The sequence below is a fragment of the Rathayibacter sp. AY1C5 genome (assembly GCF_002931705.1).
Lineage (GTDB): Bacteria > Actinomycetota > Actinomycetes > Actinomycetales > Microbacteriaceae > Rathayibacter.
The window spans coordinates 19,305-38,934 of sequence record NZ_PSWD01000008.1 but is presented as its reverse complement, the minus strand read 5'-3'; the positions used below and the strand labels follow the sequence as shown (position 1 = coordinate 38,934).

The window sequence follows — 19,630 nt, the reverse complement described above, 5'->3', positions numbered from 1 at the left end:
CCCGCTCCGATCCGTCGCCGCTGGGCCCGGAGGGCCGGACTTCCGGACGATTCTACGGTCGCCGCGCTCGGAGCTCCCCGAGCGCGCGGCTCCGCCGGACGGAGGAGGCGGGCCCCGCGGAGGCGATCTAGCGTGGAGGGATGGTGCGCGCACAGGACGGGAAGGGTTCGGGTCGGATGTCGTCGGAGGAGGCGTCCCGGCGCTGGAACGCGGTCACTGGTCCGCTGTTCCTCGCGGCGGGAGCGGTCTTCGCGGTCCTCGGGAATCCGGTCTGGCCGGTGTTCCTCGTCCTGGGGATCACGTTCCTCGGACTGACCGCCGGCCCCGGGAGGCCGACGCGCCGGAGTGGAGCGCAGGAGCCGGACCGCGATCGGTGACGCGCGCTTCGCGACGCGGACACTCGCCGGTCGCGTCGCCGGGATAGCGTGCGTGTCATGCCCTTCACGCCGAGCCACGCCGTCGTCGCGCTCGCGTTCTCGAACGGCCGGATCCCAGCCGCGGCCGTCGCCATCGGCGCGATGGTCCCGGACATCGGCATGTACCTCCCGATCGCCGTCGCTCGCGAGTCCACCCACTCCCTCCTCGGCGTCGTCACCGTCGACCTGCTGCTCGGGATGCTCGGCCTCGCGCTGTGGAGCGCGGTCGTCGCTCCGGCCTGGCGCGACCTCGCGCCCGCGCTGGTCCGCTCGCGGCTGCGTCCCCGGCGCTCGCCGCCCCGCGGGGCCGCCGAGTGGATCCGCGTGCTCGTCTTCGCGGCCGCCGGCATCGCCATCGGAGCCGCCAGCCACGTGATGTGGGACGGCTTCACCCACAGGGGCGGCCTCTTCGTCTCGGCGATCCCGCTGCTGCAGCAGGAGCTCGGGCCCTTCCCCGGCTTCCGATGGGCGCAGTACGCGAGCGGCGTGCTCGGGCTGCTCGGGCTCGGGATCGGCGCGGTGGTCTGGTACGTCGGCCGCCGTCCCCGGAAGCTCCGCTCCGACGGCCGGCAGCCGGTGCGCATCGCGGCCGCGGCCGTGGTGCTCGCGGCCGCGGTGGTTCCCGCCGGGATCGTGCTGGCGGGGGCGGGCATCGATCCGCTCGACGCCGCCTACCGGGCGCACGTGGTGCGGGCGGCGATCCTGCTCGTGGGAGGCGGTGCGGCGGCCGCGATCGCCGTCGCGGCGGTCTGGTGGCTCACCGGCCGAGGGGTGCGCGGGGCCGTCGTCTGAGACGACGGAGGACGAGCCTGTCGTCTCAAGGGAGCACGGGCATCCGTCGCGAGGAGGATGCGCCGGTGCATAGCCCACCGATAGCGTCGGACACGGCCCGTTGGGGCGGGCCGCCTTCGGGGGAAGGCACTAAGGGGAAATCGGGGGCTCGCGGCACACGCCGCGGGCCCTCTACCCGTCTCCGGGGGCGCGTCGCCTCAGCGCCGCTTCGAGCGCGGCCGGTTCTGCGCGGCCGGGCGCTGCGGGATGCGCGGAGCGCCCTCGCCGGCGGCTCCCTGGGGGAGCGAGGACGCGGGCGGGATCGGGCGGCGGGTCACCGGGCGCACCGGCTCGCCGCGGCGCGTCTGGCCGGGGATCGGCCGTGAGCGGCGTCCGTAGATCAGCTCGGACGAGTCGAGCAGCCACGGCACCAGCGCCACCGTCACTCCGTGCACCAGCAGGAGCTTCTGGCGGATCCGCCGCGACTTGTGGTTGTGGAGGAACGCCTCCCACCAGTGCCCGACGATGTACTGCGGCATGTAGACCGTCGTGATCTCGGAGCCGTGCTCGAGGCGGTGGGCCTTGATGTACTTGATCAGCGGGTACGAGATGTCGCGGTAGGGCGAGGCCACGCAGCGCAGCGGCACCTCGATGTCCATCTGCGCCCAGTCGGCCTTCAGCTGCGCGGTCTGCGCGTCGTCGATGGAGGAGTGCACCGCCTCCAGCGTCTCGTGCCGTGCCGCGATGGCGTAGTCGAGCGCCTTCAGCGTGGGCTTGTTCATCCGGCCCACCAGCACGATCGCGTGGTCGCCGTTGGCGCCGAAGGTCGTGGTCGGGTCGACCTCGATCTCCTTCTCGACGTCGCGGTAGTAGCGGTAGACGCCGGCCATCAGGACGCCGAGGATCGGCATCACCAGGTAGACGAGCCAGGCGCCGTGGGTGAACTTCGTGATCGTGACGACGACGAGCACCGCGAACGTCAGCGTCGCGCCGAACAGGTTGATGGCCAGGCTCGTGTAGACGGTGCGCGAGCCCTCGCCGTTGCGGATCATCCGCACCCAGTGCTTGACCATGCCCGACTGCCCGAGCGTGAACGAGACGAAGACGCCGATGATGTACAGCTGCACGAGGCTCGTGAGCGAGGCCTGGTAGACGAGCAGGATGATCGCGGCGACGAGCGCCAGGATGATCACTCCGTTGGAGTAGATGAGGCGGTCGCCGCGGGTGTTCAGCGACTTGGGCGCGTAGCCGTCGCGGGCCAGCACGGAGCCCAGCAGCGGGAAGCCGTTGAACGCGGTGTTCGCCGCGAGGAGCAGGACGGCGGCGGTCGCGGCCTGGATGATGAAGAACAGGATCGTGTTGTTGCCGAACGTGGCGGCGGCGACCTGCGCGATCACGGAGCGCTGCGGGGTCGTGGCGCAGTCGGCGAAGCCCACCAGGTGGCAGGCGTTCTCGGCGTAGTGCACGTTCGAGAGCAGGGCGAGGGCGGTCAGGCCGACGAAGAGCACGATCGCGATCGTGCCCATCGCGACGAGGGTGCGCTGGGCGTTCTTGACCTTCGGGGCGCGGAACGCGGGCACACCGTTCGAGATGGCCTCGACGCCCGTGAGCGCCGCGCAGCCGCTCGCGAAGGAGCGCAGCAGCAGGAGGACGACGGCCGCCTGCGTGAGCTGCTCGCCCTGCACGGTGAAGCCCGCCGACTCCGCGACCGGGGTGTCGCCGAAGGCGGTGCGGACCAGGCCGACGACGACCATGACGAAGACGCTCGCGACGAAGAGGTACGTCGGGACGGCGAAGGCGCGGCTCGACTCCGAGACGCCGCGGAGGTTCACGGCCGCCAGCAGCACGACGAAGAGGATGGCCAGCTCGACCCGCAGCGGCGCCAGCTCGGGTACTGCGGAGATGATGTTGTCGACTCCGGAGGCGACCGACACGGCCACGGTGAGCACGTAGTCCACGAGGAGGGCGGCGGCGACCGTGAGGCCCGCCGTCTCGCCCAGGTTGGTGCGGGCGACCTCGTAGTCGCCGCCGCCGGACGGGTACGCCCGGATCAGCTGGCGGTAGCTCAGCACCACCACGACGAGGAGGACGACCACGCACGCGGCCACCCAGGGGGCGAAGGTGAGGAAGGAGAGTCCGCCGAGCAGCAGGATCATCAGCAGCTCCTGCGGCGCGTAGGCCACGGAGGAGAGCGGGTCGCTGGCGAAGATGGGGAGCGCGAGCCGCTTCTGCAGCAGCTGTCCCTCGAGCTTGTCGCTGGGGAGCGGCTCGCCGATGAAGAAGTGCTTGGCGGTGCGCAGCTCGGTCGCGTCGGCCGATGATCCGTCCGCGGCGGACGGGGGGCCCTCGTGTGTCACGAGCGATGACACTACTCCGTGCGAGGGGGCAGTCAAGACGGCCGGGAGCGGGCCGAGCGGAGGCTGATCCCGCGCTGTGACCGGGAGTTTCCCGGTGCGGCGGGGAGCGACGGCCGGCGTCCTCGCGGCCGGCGCCCCGAGCGGGGGGTCAGCGGCCGTCGCGGGTCGCGGCTCCGATCAGGCCGGTGAGGCTGTCGCGGAGCGCGGTGAGCTCCTCGAGGGGGACGTCGAGCCGCTCCACGATCTGCGAAGGAACCTGCAGGGCCTGCTCGCGGAGGGCCGCTCCGGAGGGGGTCAGCGCGACGTCGAGGCGGCGCTCGTCGTCGCTGCTCCGGGCGCGCGTGACGTGGCCGCTCGCCTCCAGGCGCTTCACGAGCGGGCTGAGCGTGGCCGGCTCGAGGCGGAGCGCGGAGCCGAGGTCGGCGAGCGAGCGGGGGCTCCGCTCCCAGAGCGCGAGCATCACGAGGTACTGCGGGTGCGTGAGCCCGAGCGGCTCGAGCACGGGGCGGTACAGCCCGATGACGGTGCGCGCCGCGACGGCGAGGGAGAAGCAGACCTGGTTCTGGAGGGCGAGCGGGTCGGTTTCCACGGCGTCATCCTCTCATCGCGCCCTGATGGTTAGTACACTAAGGATATGACGCGCAAGAAGACCGGCTCCCTCTACCAGCGCTTCAACGCGCGGCTGTTCCCCTGGATCGGCCCGCCGCCGCTCGGCCCGTACGACCAGCCCGAGCAGGAGGCGCCGGCGGGGCAGGCGTGCCCGCTCTGCGGCCGGCCGATGTCCGAGCACGTCATCGACCGCTCCGGTCCGCGCACCCAGCTGTACTGCCCGAGCGACCCCTCCTGAGTCGCACGCCCCCGTTCGGGGGTCAGGGGCTTCGGGCGGCGGGGGCGGATGATGAGCGCATGTCCCGTCTGAGCCCCACCGCCGCCCGCGTCGTCCAGTACAGCCGTTTCGGCGACGCGGACGTCCTCGAGATCGCCGAGGTCGAGCGGCCGAAGCCCGGGGCGGGCGAGGTGCTGGTCGAGGTGCTCTCCGCCGGGGTGAACCACATGGAGGCGTTCATCCGGCAGGGCCAGTTCGACTCCGACCACTCCGCGGCCTTCCCGATGCGCCAGGGCACCGACTTCTCGGGCGTCGTCGTCGCCCTCGGCGAGGGCGTCACCGACATCAAGCTCCGCAGCGACGTGGTCGGCCACGCGCTCGTCGGCTCCCACGCGACCCACGTCGTGGTGCCGCGCCGCAACCTCGTCGCCAAGCCCGCCTCCGTGAGCTGGGAGGTCGGCGGCGCGCTGTTCCTCGCCGGAGTGACCGCGTGGCGCGCGCTGGAGGCCACGCATGTGGGACCCGACGACACCGTCCTCGTCTCCGCCGCGGCCGGAGGAGTGGGCAGCCTCGAGATCCAGCTGGCGAAGCTCCGCGGCGCGACCGTGATCGGCACCTGCGGCGAGCGCAACTTCGACTACCTCCGCCAGATCGGCGTGAAGCCGGTGGTCTACGGCGACGGGATCGCCGACCGCATCCGGGCCGCGGCGCCCGGCGGGGTCACGGTGTTCCTCGACAACTTCGGCGGGGAGAACGACGCCCTCGCCGACGAGCTCGGCATCGCGGCGGGCCGCTTCCACTCCAGCGACGACCGCAAGGAGATCGAGCTGCGCGCCGTCTGGCCCGACGCCGAGACCGCCCAGCGCGACACCGAGATCCTCGGCGAGCTGGTCGGCCTCGTCGGCGAGCAGAAGCTGCGGGTGCTCGTCTCGGGCTTCTACCCCTTCGACCAGGTGCAGGACGCCTTCGACGACCTCGAGAAGCGCCACTCGCGCGGCAAGATCGTCCTCGGCATGAACCCGGTGGACCCGGCGAAGGTCACCAAGGCGCGCGACATCCACGAGGCCGGCCGCTAGCCGCACCCTCCCGGCGGCTGTCCGGGCTGCTCTCCGGGCGGCCACAATGGGGCCGTGGCGCGCCGACGCCCGGGAGGAGTGACGCGATGGAGGAGCCCGTCGTCGCGATCGTCTGGATCGTCTCGTTCGTGGTGGTGACCGTCCTGGTCACCGGGGTGTCGGGGCGGGTGAACTGGTCCGCTCCCGTGGCGCTCGTCGCCGTCGGGGCTCTCGCCTCCTTCGTCCCCGGGATCCCGGAGGTGGTGGTCGAGCCGGACGTGGTGCTGTTCGGGATCCTGCCGCCGCTGCTCTACGCGGCGGCGATCCGCACCTCCGTCCTCGACGTCCGCGCTCGCGGCGACAGCATCCTCCTGCTGTCGGTCGGGCTCGTCGTCTTCACGGTCGCGGTGGTCGGCGCGGTGGCCTGGATGGTCGTCCCGGCGATCACGGTCGCCGCGGCCCTCGCGTTCGGCGCGATCGTGGCGCCCACGGACGCGGTGGCGGTCACGGCGATCGCGGGGCGGCTCCGCCTGCCGCGGCGCATGCTCACGGTGCTCGAGGGCGAGAGCCTCCTCAACGACGCGACCGCGCTGGTGGCGCTGAACGCCTCCCTCCTGGCGATCGTCAGCACGGTCACTCCCGGGCGCATCGCGCTCGACTTCGTGCTGGCCGTGGCGGTGGGCGGCGGGGTCGGGATCGGCATCGCCGTGCTGCTCGGGTTCGTGCGCAAGCAGGTGCAGTCGTCCGTCCTGGACACGAGCCTCTCGCTGGTGACGCCCTACGTCGCGTTCATCCCGGCGCAGCTGCTGCACGGCTCCGGGGTGCTGGCGGTCGTGGTCGCGGGGCTCTACCTGGGCTACCGGGCGCCGGTCATCCAGTCCGCGCAGGCGCGGATCGCGGAGTCGCTCAACTGGCGGACGATCCAGTTCCTGCTCGAGAACGCGGTGTTCCTCTTCATCGGGCTGAGCCTGTCGTCGGTGGTGGAGGCGACGGCCGACTCGGGCATCGGGGTCTGGCAGACGGTCGGCATCGGCGCGGCCGTGCTCGCGGCGCTGGTCGGGAGCCGCGTGGCCTGGATGTGCATGACGACGCTGCTGTTCCGGCACGGTCCGCGCCGGCTGCAGCAGCGCGGGTGGACCTGGCCGACCGCGATCGGGGTGTCGTTCGCGGGCATCCGCGGCGTGGTCACCCTCGCCGCCGCGTTCCTCCTGCCCGCGGAGACGCCGCAGCGCGCGTTCCTGCAGTTCCTCGCCTTCATCGTGGTGGCGGGGACGCTCGTCGAGGGGCTCGCGCTCCCGCGGCTCGTCCGCGCCCTGAAGCTGCCGGCCCCGAACGAGATGCAGGAGCACGTCGAGAAGCAGATGCTGCTCGCCGAGGCGCAGGCCGCCGGGCTAGCCCGGCTCGACGCGGAGCCGCAGGACGGAGTGGAGGACCGCGTGCTCGACCGGCTGCGGCGGAACGCGACGTTCCTCGCCGACGCCCTGGAGAACCCGCCGGAGGGCGAGGGTGTGGAGCCGCTCCCGCAGGCCTACAACCGGCTCCGGCGCGTGATGATCGCGGCCGAGCGGGAGGCGGTGCTCCGCGCCCGCTCCGAGGGGCGGTACCAGGAGCCGGCGGTGGTGAGCGCTCTGGCGTTCCTCGACGTGGAGGAGGAGGCGCTGGCGGTCGGGCGGCAGTAGCGCCGGGAGGGCGGGGACCCCGGGCGGGATCCCCGCCCTCCCGGCGGTGAGGTGTCCGGGCTCAGTCCAGGGTGGAGCGGACCGAGGCGCGGGCCTCGTCGAGCGCGGCGCGCAGGGCGTCGACGCTCGCGGTCGTCACGGATCCCGAGGAGGCGGCGGTGCGCAGCTCCGCGCGCAGCTCGTCGCGGAACTCGGTGAGCAGCACCTCGGCGTCGCGCAGGGCGATCCGCGAGGCGGTGCGCGCGTCGGGCGAGACCGGCGCGGTCTGCTCCGGCGCGGGCTGCTCGGAGGGGGTGCCGGACGTGTCCTGCGGGCGCGGCTCCTCGGCGGAGTGCTCCGGTCGGCGTCCGGGCTCCCGCGAGTCGCGGGCGGCGCTGGCCAGGTCGGCGCGGAGGCTCTTCATCGCCTCCGCGACGCCGAGGCGGACCTCGTCGGCGAGCCGGCGGACGGAGTCGGTGAGCTCCTCCTCGATGTCGCCCAGGTCGGTCGCGCGGTTCGCGAGCTCGGCGCGGCCGGCGTCGGTGATGGAGTAGACGGTCTTGCGGCCGTCGGCCTCCTTCGTGACGAGTCCCTCCTCCTCGAGCTTCGCGAGGCGCGGGTAGACCGTTCCGGCGCTGGGCGCGTAGGTGCCGCCGAAGCGCTCGCTGAGCGCCTGGATCAGCTCGTAGCCGTGGCGCGGCGACTCGGCGAGGAGGTTGAGCAGGTAGAGGCGCAGGCGGCCGTGCGCGAAGACGGGGCTCACAGCGAGCTCCCGTCCATCGGGCGGCGGCCGTCGGCGGGGCCGGCGCCGGGGGAGCCCCAGCCCTCGCCCACCGAGGCGGAGGACGCGGCGACGGACCGGCGGACGACGACCACGTCTCCCGAGACGGAGTTGGCGGCGACGTCGACCCACTTCGAGTCGAGCGAGCCCGTGGTCGAGGTGAAGCCCCGGCCGAAGGTGCCCTTGACGACGGAGCCGTCGAGCTGGAGCGTGCCCGAGACGGTGTTGATGCGGTAGCGGGCGCCGAGGCCCTCGTCGACGCGGATCGTGAGGTCGCCGCTGACGGTGTTGGCCTGGATCCGGTCGGGGGTGCCCTCGGCGTCGACGAACACGCTGCCCGAGACGCCGTCGACGGTGAAGCGGGTGAGCTCGCCGGTCGCGGTGACGTCGCCGGAGACGGTGCGCGCGGTGACGCGGCCGGTGTGGCTGCGGACCGAGAGCTCGCCGTGGACGGTGTTCACCTCGATGTCGCCGTGCAGGCCGTCGACGACGATGTCGCCGCCGACCGTCGAGACGCGGGCGTCGCTGTGGAGACCCGAGACCAGGCCGTCGGCCGAGACGGTGTCGAACTTGAGGTCGACGCCGCGGGGGACGAGGAGGCTGATGTCGGCGCGGTCGCCGCGGCGGCCGAGACCCTTCACGACATCGACGATGGTGTCCCAGCGGAGCTGGACGTGGTCGATCTCGAGGCGGTCGCCGTCCATCGAGACCTTGAGCGGGCGACCGGCGACGCTGTGGACCTCCACGCGGGCGGTCGGCTCGTCGTGGGCGATGACGTCGATCTGGCCGCCGACGAGGGCGACCTTGACCGAGCGGACGACGTCGAGGTCGATGACCTTCGTCTCGCCGGCCTGTACGAGCCATTTCTCGAGGGACATGAGCTCCTCCTCCTGCACCGGGGTGCCTTTCTGAAACGCGATACATCGCGAGTGGACGAGAGTCACGATATATCTCGATCGTTGCGGTCGGCAACGGGGCTCGGCCGGTTCCCAGCGTCGAGGGGCCGGGACCGGGGCGGGGCCGAGGCGGGATGAGGCCGGGGGCCGGAGCCGAGGCCACCGTCGAGGGGGTGAGGCCGCGGCGGGCGCCGTGGTAGACCGGGCGCATGGACCCGATCGCGGCACTCGAGGAGATCGCAGCACTGCTCGAGCGGGAGCGGGCCTCCCGCTACCGGGCGAAGGCGTTCCGCCGGGCGGCCGCGGTGCTGGAGGGGATGGCGTCCGCCGAGCGGGACGACCTCGCCCTCGTGCGGCGGGCCTCCGGGATCGGCGACACGACCTTCACGGTGATCGAGCAGGCGCGGTCGGGCCGGGTGCCCGACTACCTCGCGGAGCTGCGCGGCTCCGCTCCTCCGCCCGCGAGTGCTCTGCGGGGACGGCTGCGCGGCGACCTCCACAGCCACAGCGAGTGGTCCGACGGGGCGACGCCCGTCCTCGCGATGGCGGACGCGGCCCGCGCGCTCGGCCACGAGTACCTGGCGCTCACCGATCACTCGCCGCGGCTCCGGGTCGCCCACGGTCTCAGCGCGGAGCGGCTGGAGGAGCAGCTGGCCCATCTCGCGGGCCTCGACACCGGGCCCCTGCGCCTGCTCAGCGGGATCGAGGTCGACGTCCTCGAGGACGGCGCGCTCGACCAGACGGACGAGCTGCTGGACCGCCTCGACGTGGTCGTCGCGAGCGCCCACTCGAAGCTGCGGCTGCCCTCCCGCGAGATGACCGCCCGGCTGGTCGCGGCGGCCTCGGATCCGCGGACCGAAGTCCTCGGCCACGTCACAGGGCGGCTGGTGTCGGGCGAGCGCGGCACCCGCCCGCCGTCGACCTTCGACGCCCGGGCCGTGTTCCGCGCGTGCGCCGACCACTCCACCGCGGTCGAGATCAACGCCCGCCCCGAGCGCGAGGACCCGCCGGACGAGCTGATCGCGCTCGCGCTCGAGGAGGGCTGCCTGTTCTCGATCGACAGCGACGCGCATGCTCCGGGTCAGCTGGGCCTGCTCGACTACGGGGCGGAGCGGGCGGAGCGGCTCGGCGTCCCGGAGGAGCGGATCGTGACCACCTGGCCGGTCGAGCGGCTCCTGGAGTGGACCCGCGGCTGAGGATCCTCGCGCGTTGCGCAAACGAACTGCGGCCATCACCCCCTTGACAGGAGGCCGTACCGCGGGAGGAGATCCGACGCAAGTGGCGAAATCCCAGCCGCCCACGCGGCATGCTCGGTACCGGTCCGCTCCTCCTGGGCCGCTCCAGCGGTCGGGAGTCGCGCTCCGTCGTACTCTCCGCTCCGACAGACCAGGTGAACCATGGCCACGCAGACCGCTCTCGACGCCGTGCGCGCCGCTCCCACTCTGCTCGAGGCCGTCCGGATGGCGGACGAGCTGACGGTCGCCGCGGTGAGCGACGGCGGCGGCCGCGCGGTGCGCCTGCTCACCCGCGCAGCCCTGGACCCCTCGGACCAGCTCACCGCGATCGCGGCCGTGCACTCGCTCGCGCAGGTCTTCGACGAGGAGGCCGACCTCGCGCTGCTGATGCTGCTCGAGGACGAGCGCCCGTACCTCCGCGAGCACGCCGCCTGGGCCTTCGGCGGGCGCCTGCCCCGCCCCGCCGCGCTCGGGCCGCTGCTGCGCCTGGTCCGCGACGGCGGCTTCTCCGGCATGCTCGCGCAGCGCACCGTCCTGCTCTGGGCCTCCTCGACCCCCGACCTCGTCGCCGTCGCGCTCGAGGGCGCGCTGCTCGGCGAGCGCGAAGCGGCGGCCCGGGCGCGGCTCGTCGAGACCCTGGGCCTCGTGCCCGGCGCGATCGCCGAGCGCACCCTCCTGCACGTGGCCGCCGATCGCGCGGAGGGGCTGGAGGCGCGGGCCGCTGCGACGGACGCGCTCGGCGAGCGCGGCTCCGACGACGCCGAGCTCCTGCTCACCGGCCTGGCCGAGGAGGCGGCGCCCATCGGGCCCCTCGCCCGGCTCGCCCTCGGCGACCTCGCCCCCGCACCGGCCGTGGAGGCAGGGCCGACGGTCGCGCAGCTCTTCGTCCACGCCGACATCGACGGCACCCTGACGCGGGTGGGCGCCGGCGACAACGGCGGCATCGCGACCCTGCTGGTGCGCCTGGGCGACTCCCTCGTCGAGCGGGAGGGCATCGACCGGGTGCTCACGCTCTCGCGCGGGACTCCGGCCGAGGCCGAGCGCGCGCTCGGCGAGCTGCCCGACTCCGGCCACGGCTTCGCTCCGGTCCCGTTCGTGGGGCCGCCCGTCGCCATGCCCCAGGCGTGGAGCCGACGCATCACCGCCGAGCGCGGCATCCGCCGGATCCTGCGCGCGGCCGGCCGGGTCGACGTGCTGCACCTGCGGATGGCGGACGTCGGATCCCTCGCGGCGGCCGCGGTCGCCCGGGATCTCGAGATCCCCGTCGTGTTCACCCTCGCTCCGGACCCGCACGCCCTGATCGCGGGCCTGGACGCGTCCGGCGCCCTCACCCGCGCGGACTTCGGCGAGCGCGACGCCGCCGAGCACTTCTGGTTCCGCGTGCGCCTGGTGCAGCGCCTGGCCGCCGACGCCGCGCACACCGTCCTGTTCCCGCGGGAGGAGCTGGCGGCGACCATCCGCGAGCTGATCGGCGTCGACATCACCGCGCACCCGGAGCGGCACACGATCGTCCCGGAGGGGATCGACGTCGGCCTGGTCGAGCGCGGCGAGGCGGCCGCACGGGCCTCCGCCGCCGGTGAGCCGGTCGCGCTGGACGAGGGCGGGGACCTGGCCTCGCTCGACCTCCTGCTGGAGGAGCTGCCCGAGCACCGCCGCGGCCTCCCGCTGCTGCTCAGCGTGGGCCGCCTGCACCGGGTGAAGGGGATGGCGGCGCTCGCCGAGGCCTGGGCGTCCGACCCCTCGCTCCGGGAGCGCGCCAACCTGCTCCTGGTCGGCGGCGACCTCGCCGACCCCAGCCCCGACGAGCGCGAGCAGCTCGACCGCATCCGCGCCGTCGCGTCCGACGGGCTGCTCCTGGCCGGCCACCGCCCGAACGGGACCGTGGCCCGCTGGCTCGGAGCGATCCGGCACGGCCGACCGGGGCTCTCTGCTCCGGGAGGCGCCTACGTCTGCGCGAGCGTCAAGGAGGAGTTCGGCATCGCCCTCCTCGAGGCGCTCTCCGCAGGACTGGTCGTCGTCGCTCCGGCGACAGGCGGGCCCGCGACCTACGTCGAGGAGGGTGAGACCGGCTTCCTGGTCGACACCGCCGACCCCGCGGCGCTCGCCGCCGGTGCCGCCGCCGCACTGGATCTCGCAGGCGGGCCTCTCGGCGAGCACGCCGCGGCCCGCGGGCGCGCGATGGTCGCCGAGCGCTACACGGTGCAGGCCATGGCTCATGCCCTCTCGGGCGTCTACGCGCACGCGACCGCGGACCAGGAGCGTCCCCTCCGCTCGCCGCTCGTGCTGGGGGCCTCGTGACCCTGCTGATCATCAGCCCCGACTACGCGTCGCACCTGCTGCCGCTGGCGACCCTCGGCACGGCGTGGCAGGAGGCGGGCGAGCGCGTCGTCGTGGCGACCGGCGACGCGACGCGCTCCATCGTGGACGGCTTCGGATTCGAGCACATCGCACTCCGGCTGGGGCGCGGCTCCAACCCGGGCACGATCCGCGCGGAGGAGCAGGCGCCCGACGAGGGCGCGTCCCTCCGCGGCTTCTTCGACGCCACCCGGCGCGGGATGGTCCCGACCCTCGCCTACCAGGCGCGGGAGCGGCTCACCGACCTGCTCTGGGATCCGGCCGGCGTCGCCGCGCGCCTGCGCGTGATCCTCGACGAGGTGCAGCCCGACGCGATCGTGGTCGACCACCTCGCCTTCACCGCGCGCGTGGCGCTGAAGGCACTCCGCGTGCCCTACGGCGACGTCGTGCTCGGCCACCCCAGCGCGCTCACGGTGCCCGGCGAGGTCTACGGCTTCCCTCCGGTCTGGCCGGACGCCTTCGCTCCGGAGCCCGACGACCTCGATGCGCTCCGCGCCCTCTGCGAGCAGGTGCGCGACTCCTTCACCGCGGAGTGGAACGCCGCCCTCACCACCCTCGACCCCGGGGCGGCGCCCAGCGCCGACGCCTTCGCCGAGAGCGGCGACGTCCTGCTGCTCAACTACCCGGGCGAGCTCCACGACTCGGCCCGCACCGCTCAGCTGCCGCCGCACGCGTTCCTCGGCTCCGCCGTCCGCGAGGAGCCCGATGACGCGGAGGTCGAGGAGTGGCTCGCCGCGTCCGAGGATCCGGTCGTCTACGTGAGCTTCGGCAGCTTCCTCTCGGTGCGCGACGACGTGCTCGCCCGGGTCGTCGAGGCACTGGCCGGCGTCGAGGTCGGGGGCAGGCCCGTCCGGGTGGCTCTCGCCTCCGGCGCGACCGAGCGCTCGGCCCTGGGCGAGGTCCCCGAGGGCTGGCTGGTCCGCGGCTTCCTGCCGCAGGTCGCGCTCCTGCGCCGGGCCGCGCTCGCGGTCAGCCACGGCGGCAACAACAGCGTCACGGAGGCGATGACCGCGGGCGTGCCGCTCGTCGTCCTCCCGTTCTCGACGGACCAGTTCGCGGGGGCGGCCGCACTCGAGGACGCCGGGTTCGCCGCCGTGCTCGATCCGAACGCCGCTTCCGCGGGACAGCTCGCGGAGGCTGCGCGGCGTATGCTCGCACTCGACGCTCCCGCCCGGGAACGGCTGACGGCGCTCGCCGAGGGCCTCGCCCGCGAGACGGGACCGCAGCGGGCCCTCTCCGCCCTGAGCGGAGCGACCGTCCAGCGCTAGCCTGGGCCGATGGTCGAGCCGACACCCCGGGACGCGCCCCTGCGCGCCGAGCGGGACGCCGCGCGGGCGGAGCCGATGCTGAGTGCTCTCGGACCGTTCGGGCGCTTCGAGGGGATCGTCCCTCCGCTGTTCGAGGCGGTTGTGCGGATCCTGCACCCCTCCGACGACCCGCCCCGGCGGTGGCGCGAGGTCGCCGAGCGGGAGGGGACGCTCCTGCATCCGCTCGCGCAGTGGTACTCGCTCACCGGCGAGCATCCCGACGAGTACGCGGAGCCCCGCCTCGGAGTGCTCCCGCTCGACGAGCTCGCGGCCGTCGCCGCCGTGCTCGCGGAGCACACGAGCGCTCCCGAGGACTGCCTGGCGGTGTTCTGGGAGGGGTTCGGCGTGCTGAGCGGCGGGTCGCGGATCCTGATCTCCCGCGCGGACGCCTCGGACGAGCTGCCCGAGTGGATGAGCGACACTCGGCCGATCGGCTGGGAGCACCCCGAGACCGCCGCCGCGGCGACGGTCGAGCTGCCGGGGCGGGAAGGGCCTCTGCTCTCGCTCGACGTCAGGGTGCTCGAGGACACCGCGTGGGCGCGCTCGGCGGGCTTCGCCGACGCCTCCGGGCTCGTCGTGCAGACTCCGCTCGCGCTCTGGCCGGAGGACCGGGCCTGGTACCTCGCGAGCGAGGTCGACTTCGACTCGACGCTGATCGGCGGCTCGCGCGCCCTCGTCGACGACCTGCTGCGGCTCTCCGCCGCGGGGCGCATCGAGGCGCTCCTGCTGCCGGAGCAGGTGGACCTCACGAGCACCGGTGACCGGCTCAACCCGAGGCGGCGGTGACGGGGTGAGCGACGAGGACGACGAGCGCTGGCTCGTGGTGAAGGGCCGCCGATGGCGGCGCACCGACCCCTCGCTGCCGGAGGACGTGGTCGCCGGCCTCACCTCGCACCTCGGGCGCGGGCGCTCGGGAGTGCGCTCCGCCAGGCTGCACGAGGACGCGGAGGCGGAGGCGCTGGCGCGCAGGAGGGTCGGGCTCGCCAAGCACGGGCTGGGCGAGCGCGGACCGGCATGGTGGGACGAGCCCGAGGCCGATCGTCTCGAGCGCGCCCGCGAGGCGCTGCGGGCGCTCGAGGAGCTCGACGCTCCGGAGGACTGACTCGGCTTCTGCATCCCCCGAGCGTGCTCGCCGGGCGAGGCGGGCGGGGAGTGCCCGAGCGGATCCGGGGAGAGCGCGCGGAACCGCGGCCTGTGGAGGACGACCGCCCCCGCGGAGGCCGCCGACCGAGGCCGCCCGCCGAGGCCGCGAGCCGAGCCCGCCCGCCCCTAGCGGAACCTCACCACGAAGCCGTCCTCCGGCCCGGTCGGGAAGCTCTGCAGGCTCACGCGCAGATCCTGCCCGTCCTCGACGTCGTACGGGTGCCCCGCGGCCAGGAGCTCCAGCGCCGCGGACAGCAGGTCGACGGTCGCCGGCTCGCCCGGGCACCGGTGGTCGCCTCCGTAGTGCCCGCCGCCCTGGGCGATGAAGCCGTTGCGGTCGACCGGCGACCGGAACCGCTCCGGATCGAAGCGGCCCGGCGCCTCCCAGAGCGAGCCGTGGTCCGTCGCGTAGAGGTCGAGCAGCATCCACTGCCCCGCGGGAAGCGTCTCGCCGCGGAAGTCCAGCTCCCGGCGGGCCCTTCCTCCGACCATCGGGAAGAACGGGTAGAAGCGCCGCACCTCGTTCGCGAACGCGACGCGCTCCTCCTGGTCGGCGAGCCGCTCCCGCCACTCCGGATGCCGGTGCAGCGCGAGCGCCGCCAGGACCACGAAGCGCCCCACCGCGACCGTGGGCCGCAGCACGTTGATGAGCTCCACCGCGGCGACCTCGACGGGCAGGAGGCCGCCGTCCTCCTTCTCGTGCGCGATCCGGTGCAGGGGAGTCGGGGAGGGTCCGGCCGTCCGGCTCGCCTCGATCAGGCCGCGCGCCCACCGCTCGGTCGAGCGGCGGCGGAGTCGCGCGGCCCAGTTGGGCGGGCCGAAGCGCCCGGCGTTGTCGATCATCGCCCGGAGCTCGTCCGTGCGCCGCAGCACCTCCTCCTCGTCGGCCTCGATGCCGGCCCACGACAGGACCGCGCGGCCCAGGACCTCGGCGGCGACGTCCTGGAGGCGGACCCGCTCGCCGGTCAGCCGGGCGGCGGACGCCTGCCACTCCCGCGCGAAGGCCGAGACCAGCCTCGACCGCTGCTCGGGCGTCTCCACCAGATCCAGGAACATCCGCTTCCGCCTCCGGTGCGGCTCGTCCTCGAGGGTCTGCACGCTGCCCTCGTCCTGCAGGAGGTGCAGCACGGAGCCGGGCAGCGCGCCCTCGCGGTCGAAGCGCCCGCCCTCGTAGAAGAAGCGCGCCGCCTCGATGCCGCGCGCCATGATCACGGGCCGTCCGAGGATCCGGGTGCGGAACGCGTCCGCGCCCACGTCGTCGAAGCGCCGCGTCCCGAAGAGGTAGCCGTCGGCGAGGACGGCCGCGCTGCTGTCGATCGCGGGGAGGACGGGGATCGAGGCGGCGATCAGCCGGCCGATCCCTCGGTGTCGTCGCCCTCGGCCTGCGAGGGCTTGTCGACGCCCGCGTCGTCGACGTGGTCGTGGTTCTGCGGGTTCTCCTGCGGCTGCTCGGTCCGGTCGGTCATGGTGCTCCTCTCGCGTCGGCGCGGTGCGCGCCTCGCGGCCACGGTAGGAAGAGCGCGGCGGACCCGGGTACCCCGTTGACTCGCGGGGGAGGGGCGGGCAGACTCCACCGCCCTCAGCGCCTCCGCAGGAGGACCGGCGCGGTCGCCCAGACCACGGCGAGCAGCAGCAGCACGCCTCCGCCCGCCCAGAGGCCTGCCGGCCCGCCCAGCACGACGTCGAACACGAAGCCCACGACTCCGACGAACAGCAGCGATCCCGCCGCGAGGCACACCGTGACCACCCGGTTGCCGAACCGCACCAGCTCGGCCTTCCTCCGCCGCTGGAACAGCAGCCGGTGGGCGATGACGGGCGCCAGCGCCAGGATCGTGACGCACGCGGCGAGCAGGACGAGCACGAGGTAGAGCGCCACGTCGGGCGGCGCGAGGTCGGCGAAGCGCTGCTGGAAGCACAGCGTCAGCAGGAAGCCGCCCAGGATCTGCGTGCCGGTCTGCACGACCCGCAGCTCCTGCAGGATCTCGTTCCAGTTGCGGTCGGATCGCTCCTCCACCGTCTCGTCGCGACCGGAGTCGGGGGCGGAGGGGTCGACGGGTCGGTCGCTCATGGGACGAGGGTAGAGCTCAGGCGAGCAGGGACTCCGCCAGCGAGATCGCCCCGCGCACCCCGGACTCGTCGCCGAGGGCCGGGCGCACGATGCGGATCCGCCCGCCGCCCGTCCCCGTCGCTCCGGGCGCGCCCATCAGCCGCTCGACCTCGGCCTCGACCGCGGGGACGAGCCCCGGCGTCTTCGACACGCCTCCGCCGACGACCGCGAGCCGCACGCCCGCGACGTAGGCGAGCGTCGTGACGAGCTGCGCGAGGTAGTAGGAGCTGAAGCGGAGGTTCGCGGCCGCCTCCTCGGGGCCGAGGCGGGAGCCGTCGACGCCCCAGCGCGCCGAGATCGCGGGACCGGCGACCAGGCCCTCGAGGCAGTCGCCGTGGAACGGGCAGGTGCCGGCGAAGCCGTCCTCGGGGTGGCGGCGGGGCAGCAGGTGCGCGACCTCGGGCCAGCCGCTGCCGGCGAGGAGCCGTCCGCCCGCGATCACGCCGCCGCCGACTCCGGTGCCGACCGTCAGGTAGACGAAGTCGTCGACTCCGGCTCCGGCGCCCCAGCGGGCCTCGCCCAGGGCGGCTCCGTTGACGTCGGTGACCAGCGCGAGCCGGGCGCCCGGTGCGGCCGCGCCGATCGGGCCGAGGACGTCGGTGCCCTCCCAGCCGAGCTTCGGCGTGGAGGTGAGGTGCCCGTAGGTCGGCGAGCCGGGGTCGATGTCGAGCGGGCCGAAGGAGGCGACGCCGACCGCGGCGACGGTGCCGTCGACTCCGTGGCCGCTGACGAAGCCGGCCAGATCGGCGAGAGTCTCGGCGGGCCCGCGGGTCGGCAGGGTCGTCGTCGCGAGGATCCGCTCGGGATCAGCGGCGTCGGCGACCGCCGCGACGACCTTCGTGCCCCCGGTCTCGATGCCGACGAGGAGGGGACGGTCGGCGGTGGCGCTCATGGATCTCCAGGGCTCGTGCGGTGCGTCTCGGGTCTCAGCAGGCGGACAGCGAGCGCACCTGCGCCGACAGGGTCAGGGGGCTGCCGAGGAGCAGCACCTGATCGAGGTCGTGGCCCTGCATCTTCACACGGGTGCTGCGCGGCAGGCAGGTCGGCTCGCTGAGGTAGAGCGGGGCGCCCTGCTTCGCGGCGACCGGGCCGACGGCCAGCGCGTCGGCGAAGCCGGTGGCGGTCGCGAGGTAGACGGTGTCGCCCAGCTCGGACGGCGGGAAGACGTCGTTGAGGCGTCGGCTGGTGTCGTGGCGGTCCGTCCCGGCGATGCGCGACACGGTGCCGGCGATCTTCGCGGCGCGCAGGTCTGCCTCGACGGCGGTCGAGATCGACGGCGCACCGCCGAGCAGCTGCACGGAGGAGGGGTCGAGTCCGGCGAGGGTGTCGCGGGTCGGCTGGTCGAGGCGCGAGCGGGCGCCGTCGACGAGGAGGACGGGCTCGGCGCGGCGGCCGGCGATCGGCGCGACCGAGAGGGCGTCCGGGAAGTTGGTGCCGGTCGCGACGAAGACGTTCTCGTAGCTGCCGTTCGGGAAGGCGTCCTCGACGATCCGGCGTGAGGTGTCGTAGCGGTCGACGCCCTCGATGCGCTCGGTCGGGATCCCGAGGGCCTTCACCTGCTGGAGCACCGACTCGCTCACGGAGAGGGCGCTGCCGACCACGACGATCCGCTGCGGGGCGAGGCGGCGCAGCTCGGCCGCCACCACGGCGGGCAGGACGCTCGGGTCGGTGAGCAGGAGGGCGCCGCCCTGCTTCGCGGCGGCGGGGCCGGCGCTCAGCGCGTCCGGCCAGTTCGCTCCGCTGGCGAGGTAGACGACGGGGGCGCCGTCGGCGAATCCGGAGGCGGTCACCGCGACGGCGGTCGCGTACCGGTCGGTCCCGGCGAGGCGGGCGACGTCGGAGGAGTAGGCGGACGGGAAGAAGTCGATGCCGCTGCGGCCGCCCGGCGGCACGGAGACGACCGCGCGCTCGTCGAGGCGGGCCAGGCGCGAGAAGTACTGGTCGTCGTAGGCGGGGTACCCCGGCTCCACGAGGCGCAGGAGGTAGTCGCCGGCGGGCAGGGCGAGGTCGCCCGTGTCCCACGCGCGGGCGGCGCCGGGGGCTCCGGTGACGGGGACGGTGTCGAGCAGCGAGTACGTCCCTCCGTCGACCCACCAGGCCTGCACGTCGAAGGAGGGGGAGGAGACGCCCGGGACCGCGTCGGCGGTGACCGATCCGGACAGCTCGGCGCTGCGCAGGAGGGAGATGGCGACGGACTCGTCGGTCCCCCGGGTCGTCCTCGCGGCCTCGGCGACCGGGGTGTCGCCGAACCAGGTCGGGTACCAGTCGTCGCTGCCGATCAGGTTCGCGCGGACGGTGAGGGGCTCGCCGCCGGGAACGGGGAGGGAGAAGTCCGCGCCCGTGTTCGCCTGGGCGACCACGTCCCCTTCGGCGTCCTCGACCTGGACGTAGAAGTACGGGTTCTCGGGGGCGGGGTGCTCCTCATCGGCGTCGCGGAGCGCGATGGTGCCGGACAGGACGACCTCGGCGGCCGCCTCCTGCGCGGCGCTCGCGCCCGGGAGATCGGGGGCGGCGACGGCCGGACCGGCGGCGAGGCCGGCCAGCAGGAGAGCGGAGACGCCGATCGCGGCGAGGGGGCGTGCGGGCACGGCGGGCCTTTCGGCAGGATCCGCGGGAGGCCGCGGCGGACACGGTGTCTGAATGCTAGCCGCCGCCCGCCTCCGGGCGAGGGCGGGTGTCGGCGGGATGGGCCCCCGTCCGGGGGACGGTGGTGGTGGATTCCC

18 protein-coding genes are annotated in these 19,630 nt (G+C 74.3%); 10 read left to right on the top strand and 8 right to left on the bottom strand.

The features are described 5' to 3' along the window. Nucleotides 1–140 precede the first annotated feature (140 nt). Entirely contained in the window at nt 141–377 is a 237-nt protein-coding gene (locus C5C57_RS08455; RefSeq protein ID WP_146082395.1) for a hypothetical protein, read from the top strand. Between the two features lie 57 nt (nt 378–434). Next, the gene (locus tag C5C57_RS08450) at nt 435–1,208 is read left to right on the top strand and encodes a DUF4184 family protein (RefSeq protein WP_104247407.1); all 774 of its coding nucleotides are present in this window, start codon (nt 435–437) and stop codon (nt 1,206–1,208) included. A 197-nt stretch (nt 1,209–1,405) separates the two neighbouring features. Here the strand turns inward: C5C57_RS08450 and C5C57_RS08445 are convergent, their stop codons facing one another. Beyond that, a complete protein-coding gene (locus tag C5C57_RS08445; RefSeq protein ID WP_374952928.1) occupies nt 1,406–3,544 on the bottom strand; it encodes an APC family permease in 2,139 nt (712 codons plus the stop codon). Between the two features lie 148 nt (nt 3,545–3,692). Then, entirely contained in the window at nt 3,693–4,133 is a 441-nt protein-coding gene (locus C5C57_RS08440; RefSeq protein WP_104297492.1) for a MarR family winged helix-turn-helix transcriptional regulator, read from the bottom strand. Nucleotides 4,134–4,178: 45 nt separating this feature from the next. Here C5C57_RS08440 and C5C57_RS08435 point away from each other — a divergent pair, with 45 nt between their 5' ends. The 3 genes from C5C57_RS08435 to C5C57_RS08425 all read left to right on the top strand — a co-directional run bounded on the left by C5C57_RS08435 (nt 4,179) and on the right by C5C57_RS08425 (nt 7,104). Further along, nucleotides 4,179–4,391, top strand: a complete 213-nt coding sequence (locus C5C57_RS08435; protein WP_104223750.1) for a hypothetical protein — start codon at nt 4,179–4,181, stop codon at nt 4,389–4,391. A gap of 59 nt (nt 4,392–4,450) precedes the next feature. After that, nucleotides 4,451–5,446 (top strand): NADP-dependent oxidoreductase, encoded by a 996-nt coding sequence (locus C5C57_RS08430; RefSeq protein WP_104238704.1) that lies wholly within the window; start codon nt 4,451–4,453, stop codon nt 5,444–5,446. Nucleotides 5,447–5,532: 86 nt separating this feature from the next. Then, the gene (locus tag C5C57_RS08425; protein WP_104247408.1) at nt 5,533–7,104 is read left to right on the top strand and encodes a sodium:proton antiporter; all 1,572 of its coding nucleotides are present in this window, start codon (nt 5,533–5,535) and stop codon (nt 7,102–7,104) included. A 61-nt stretch (nt 7,105–7,165) separates the two neighbouring features. Here the strand turns inward: C5C57_RS08425 and C5C57_RS08420 are convergent, their stop codons facing one another. Both C5C57_RS08420 and C5C57_RS08415 read right to left on the bottom strand, forming a co-directional pair. Further along, complete coding sequence (locus tag C5C57_RS08420; RefSeq protein WP_104247409.1) at nt 7,166–7,846, bottom strand: PadR family transcriptional regulator; 681 nt, start codon at nt 7,844–7,846, stop codon at nt 7,166–7,168. Continuing rightward, nucleotides 7,843–8,742, bottom strand: a complete 900-nt coding sequence (locus tag C5C57_RS08415) for a DUF4097 family beta strand repeat-containing protein (RefSeq protein WP_258072396.1) — start codon at nt 8,740–8,742, stop codon at nt 7,843–7,845. The genes C5C57_RS08420 and C5C57_RS08415 overlap by 4 nt, the downstream gene beginning before the upstream one ends. Before the next feature lie 227 nt (nt 8,743–8,969). On the opposite strand from C5C57_RS08415, the gene C5C57_RS08410 reads away from it, so the two are divergent. The 5 genes from C5C57_RS08410 to C5C57_RS08390 all read left to right on the top strand — a co-directional run bounded on the left by C5C57_RS08410 (nt 8,970) and on the right by C5C57_RS08390 (nt 14,759). Further along, nucleotides 8,970–9,956 carry a PHP domain-containing protein gene (locus tag C5C57_RS08410; protein ID WP_104247410.1) on the top strand — a complete coding sequence of 329 codons (987 nt, stop codon included), beginning with the start codon at nt 8,970–8,972 and terminating at the stop codon, nt 9,954–9,956. Between the two features lie 201 nt (nt 9,957–10,157). Continuing rightward, nucleotides 10,158–12,293 (top strand): glycosyltransferase, encoded by a 2,136-nt coding sequence (locus C5C57_RS08405; RefSeq protein WP_104247411.1) that lies wholly within the window; start codon nt 10,158–10,160, stop codon nt 12,291–12,293. Beyond that, nucleotides 12,290–13,618, top strand: coding sequence for a glycosyltransferase (locus tag C5C57_RS08400; protein WP_104247412.1), 1,329 nt, complete (start codon nt 12,290–12,292; stop codon nt 13,616–13,618). Before C5C57_RS08405 ends, C5C57_RS08400 begins: the two co-directional genes overlap by 4 nt. Nucleotides 13,619–13,627: 9 nt before the next feature. Then, nucleotides 13,628–14,443: a hypothetical protein gene (locus tag C5C57_RS08395; protein WP_104247413.1), complete on the top strand. Its 816-nt coding sequence runs from the start codon at nt 13,628–13,630 to the stop codon at nt 14,441–14,443. Between the two features lie 4 nt (nt 14,444–14,447). Continuing rightward, a complete protein-coding gene (locus tag C5C57_RS08390) occupies nt 14,448–14,759 on the top strand; it encodes a biopolymer transporter Tol (protein WP_104223799.1) in 312 nt (103 codons plus the stop codon). Nucleotides 14,760–14,926: 167 nt separating this feature from the next. Here the strand turns inward: C5C57_RS08390 and C5C57_RS08385 are convergent, their stop codons facing one another. The 4 genes from C5C57_RS08385 to C5C57_RS08370 all read right to left on the bottom strand — a co-directional run bounded on the left by C5C57_RS08385 (nt 14,927) and on the right by C5C57_RS08370 (nt 19,495). Continuing rightward, nucleotides 14,927–16,054, bottom strand: a complete 1,128-nt coding sequence (locus C5C57_RS08385) for a cytochrome P450 (RefSeq protein ID WP_219827750.1) — start codon at nt 16,052–16,054, stop codon at nt 14,927–14,929. 325 nt (nt 16,055–16,379) lie between these two features. Further along, entirely contained in the window at nt 16,380–16,868 is a 489-nt protein-coding gene (locus C5C57_RS08380; protein WP_104223741.1) for a DUF6328 family protein, read from the bottom strand. Between the two features lie 16 nt (nt 16,869–16,884). Beyond that, nucleotides 16,885–17,799 carry an ROK family protein gene (locus C5C57_RS08375; RefSeq protein ID WP_104260859.1) on the bottom strand — a complete coding sequence of 305 codons (915 nt, stop codon included), beginning with the start codon at nt 17,797–17,799 and terminating at the stop codon, nt 16,885–16,887. A gap of 34 nt (nt 17,800–17,833) precedes the next feature. Next, nucleotides 17,834–19,495: a cell wall-binding repeat-containing protein gene (locus C5C57_RS08370; protein WP_104297490.1), complete on the bottom strand. Its 1,662-nt coding sequence runs from the start codon at nt 19,493–19,495 to the stop codon at nt 17,834–17,836. Between the last annotated feature and the right edge of the window lie 135 nt (nt 19,496–19,630).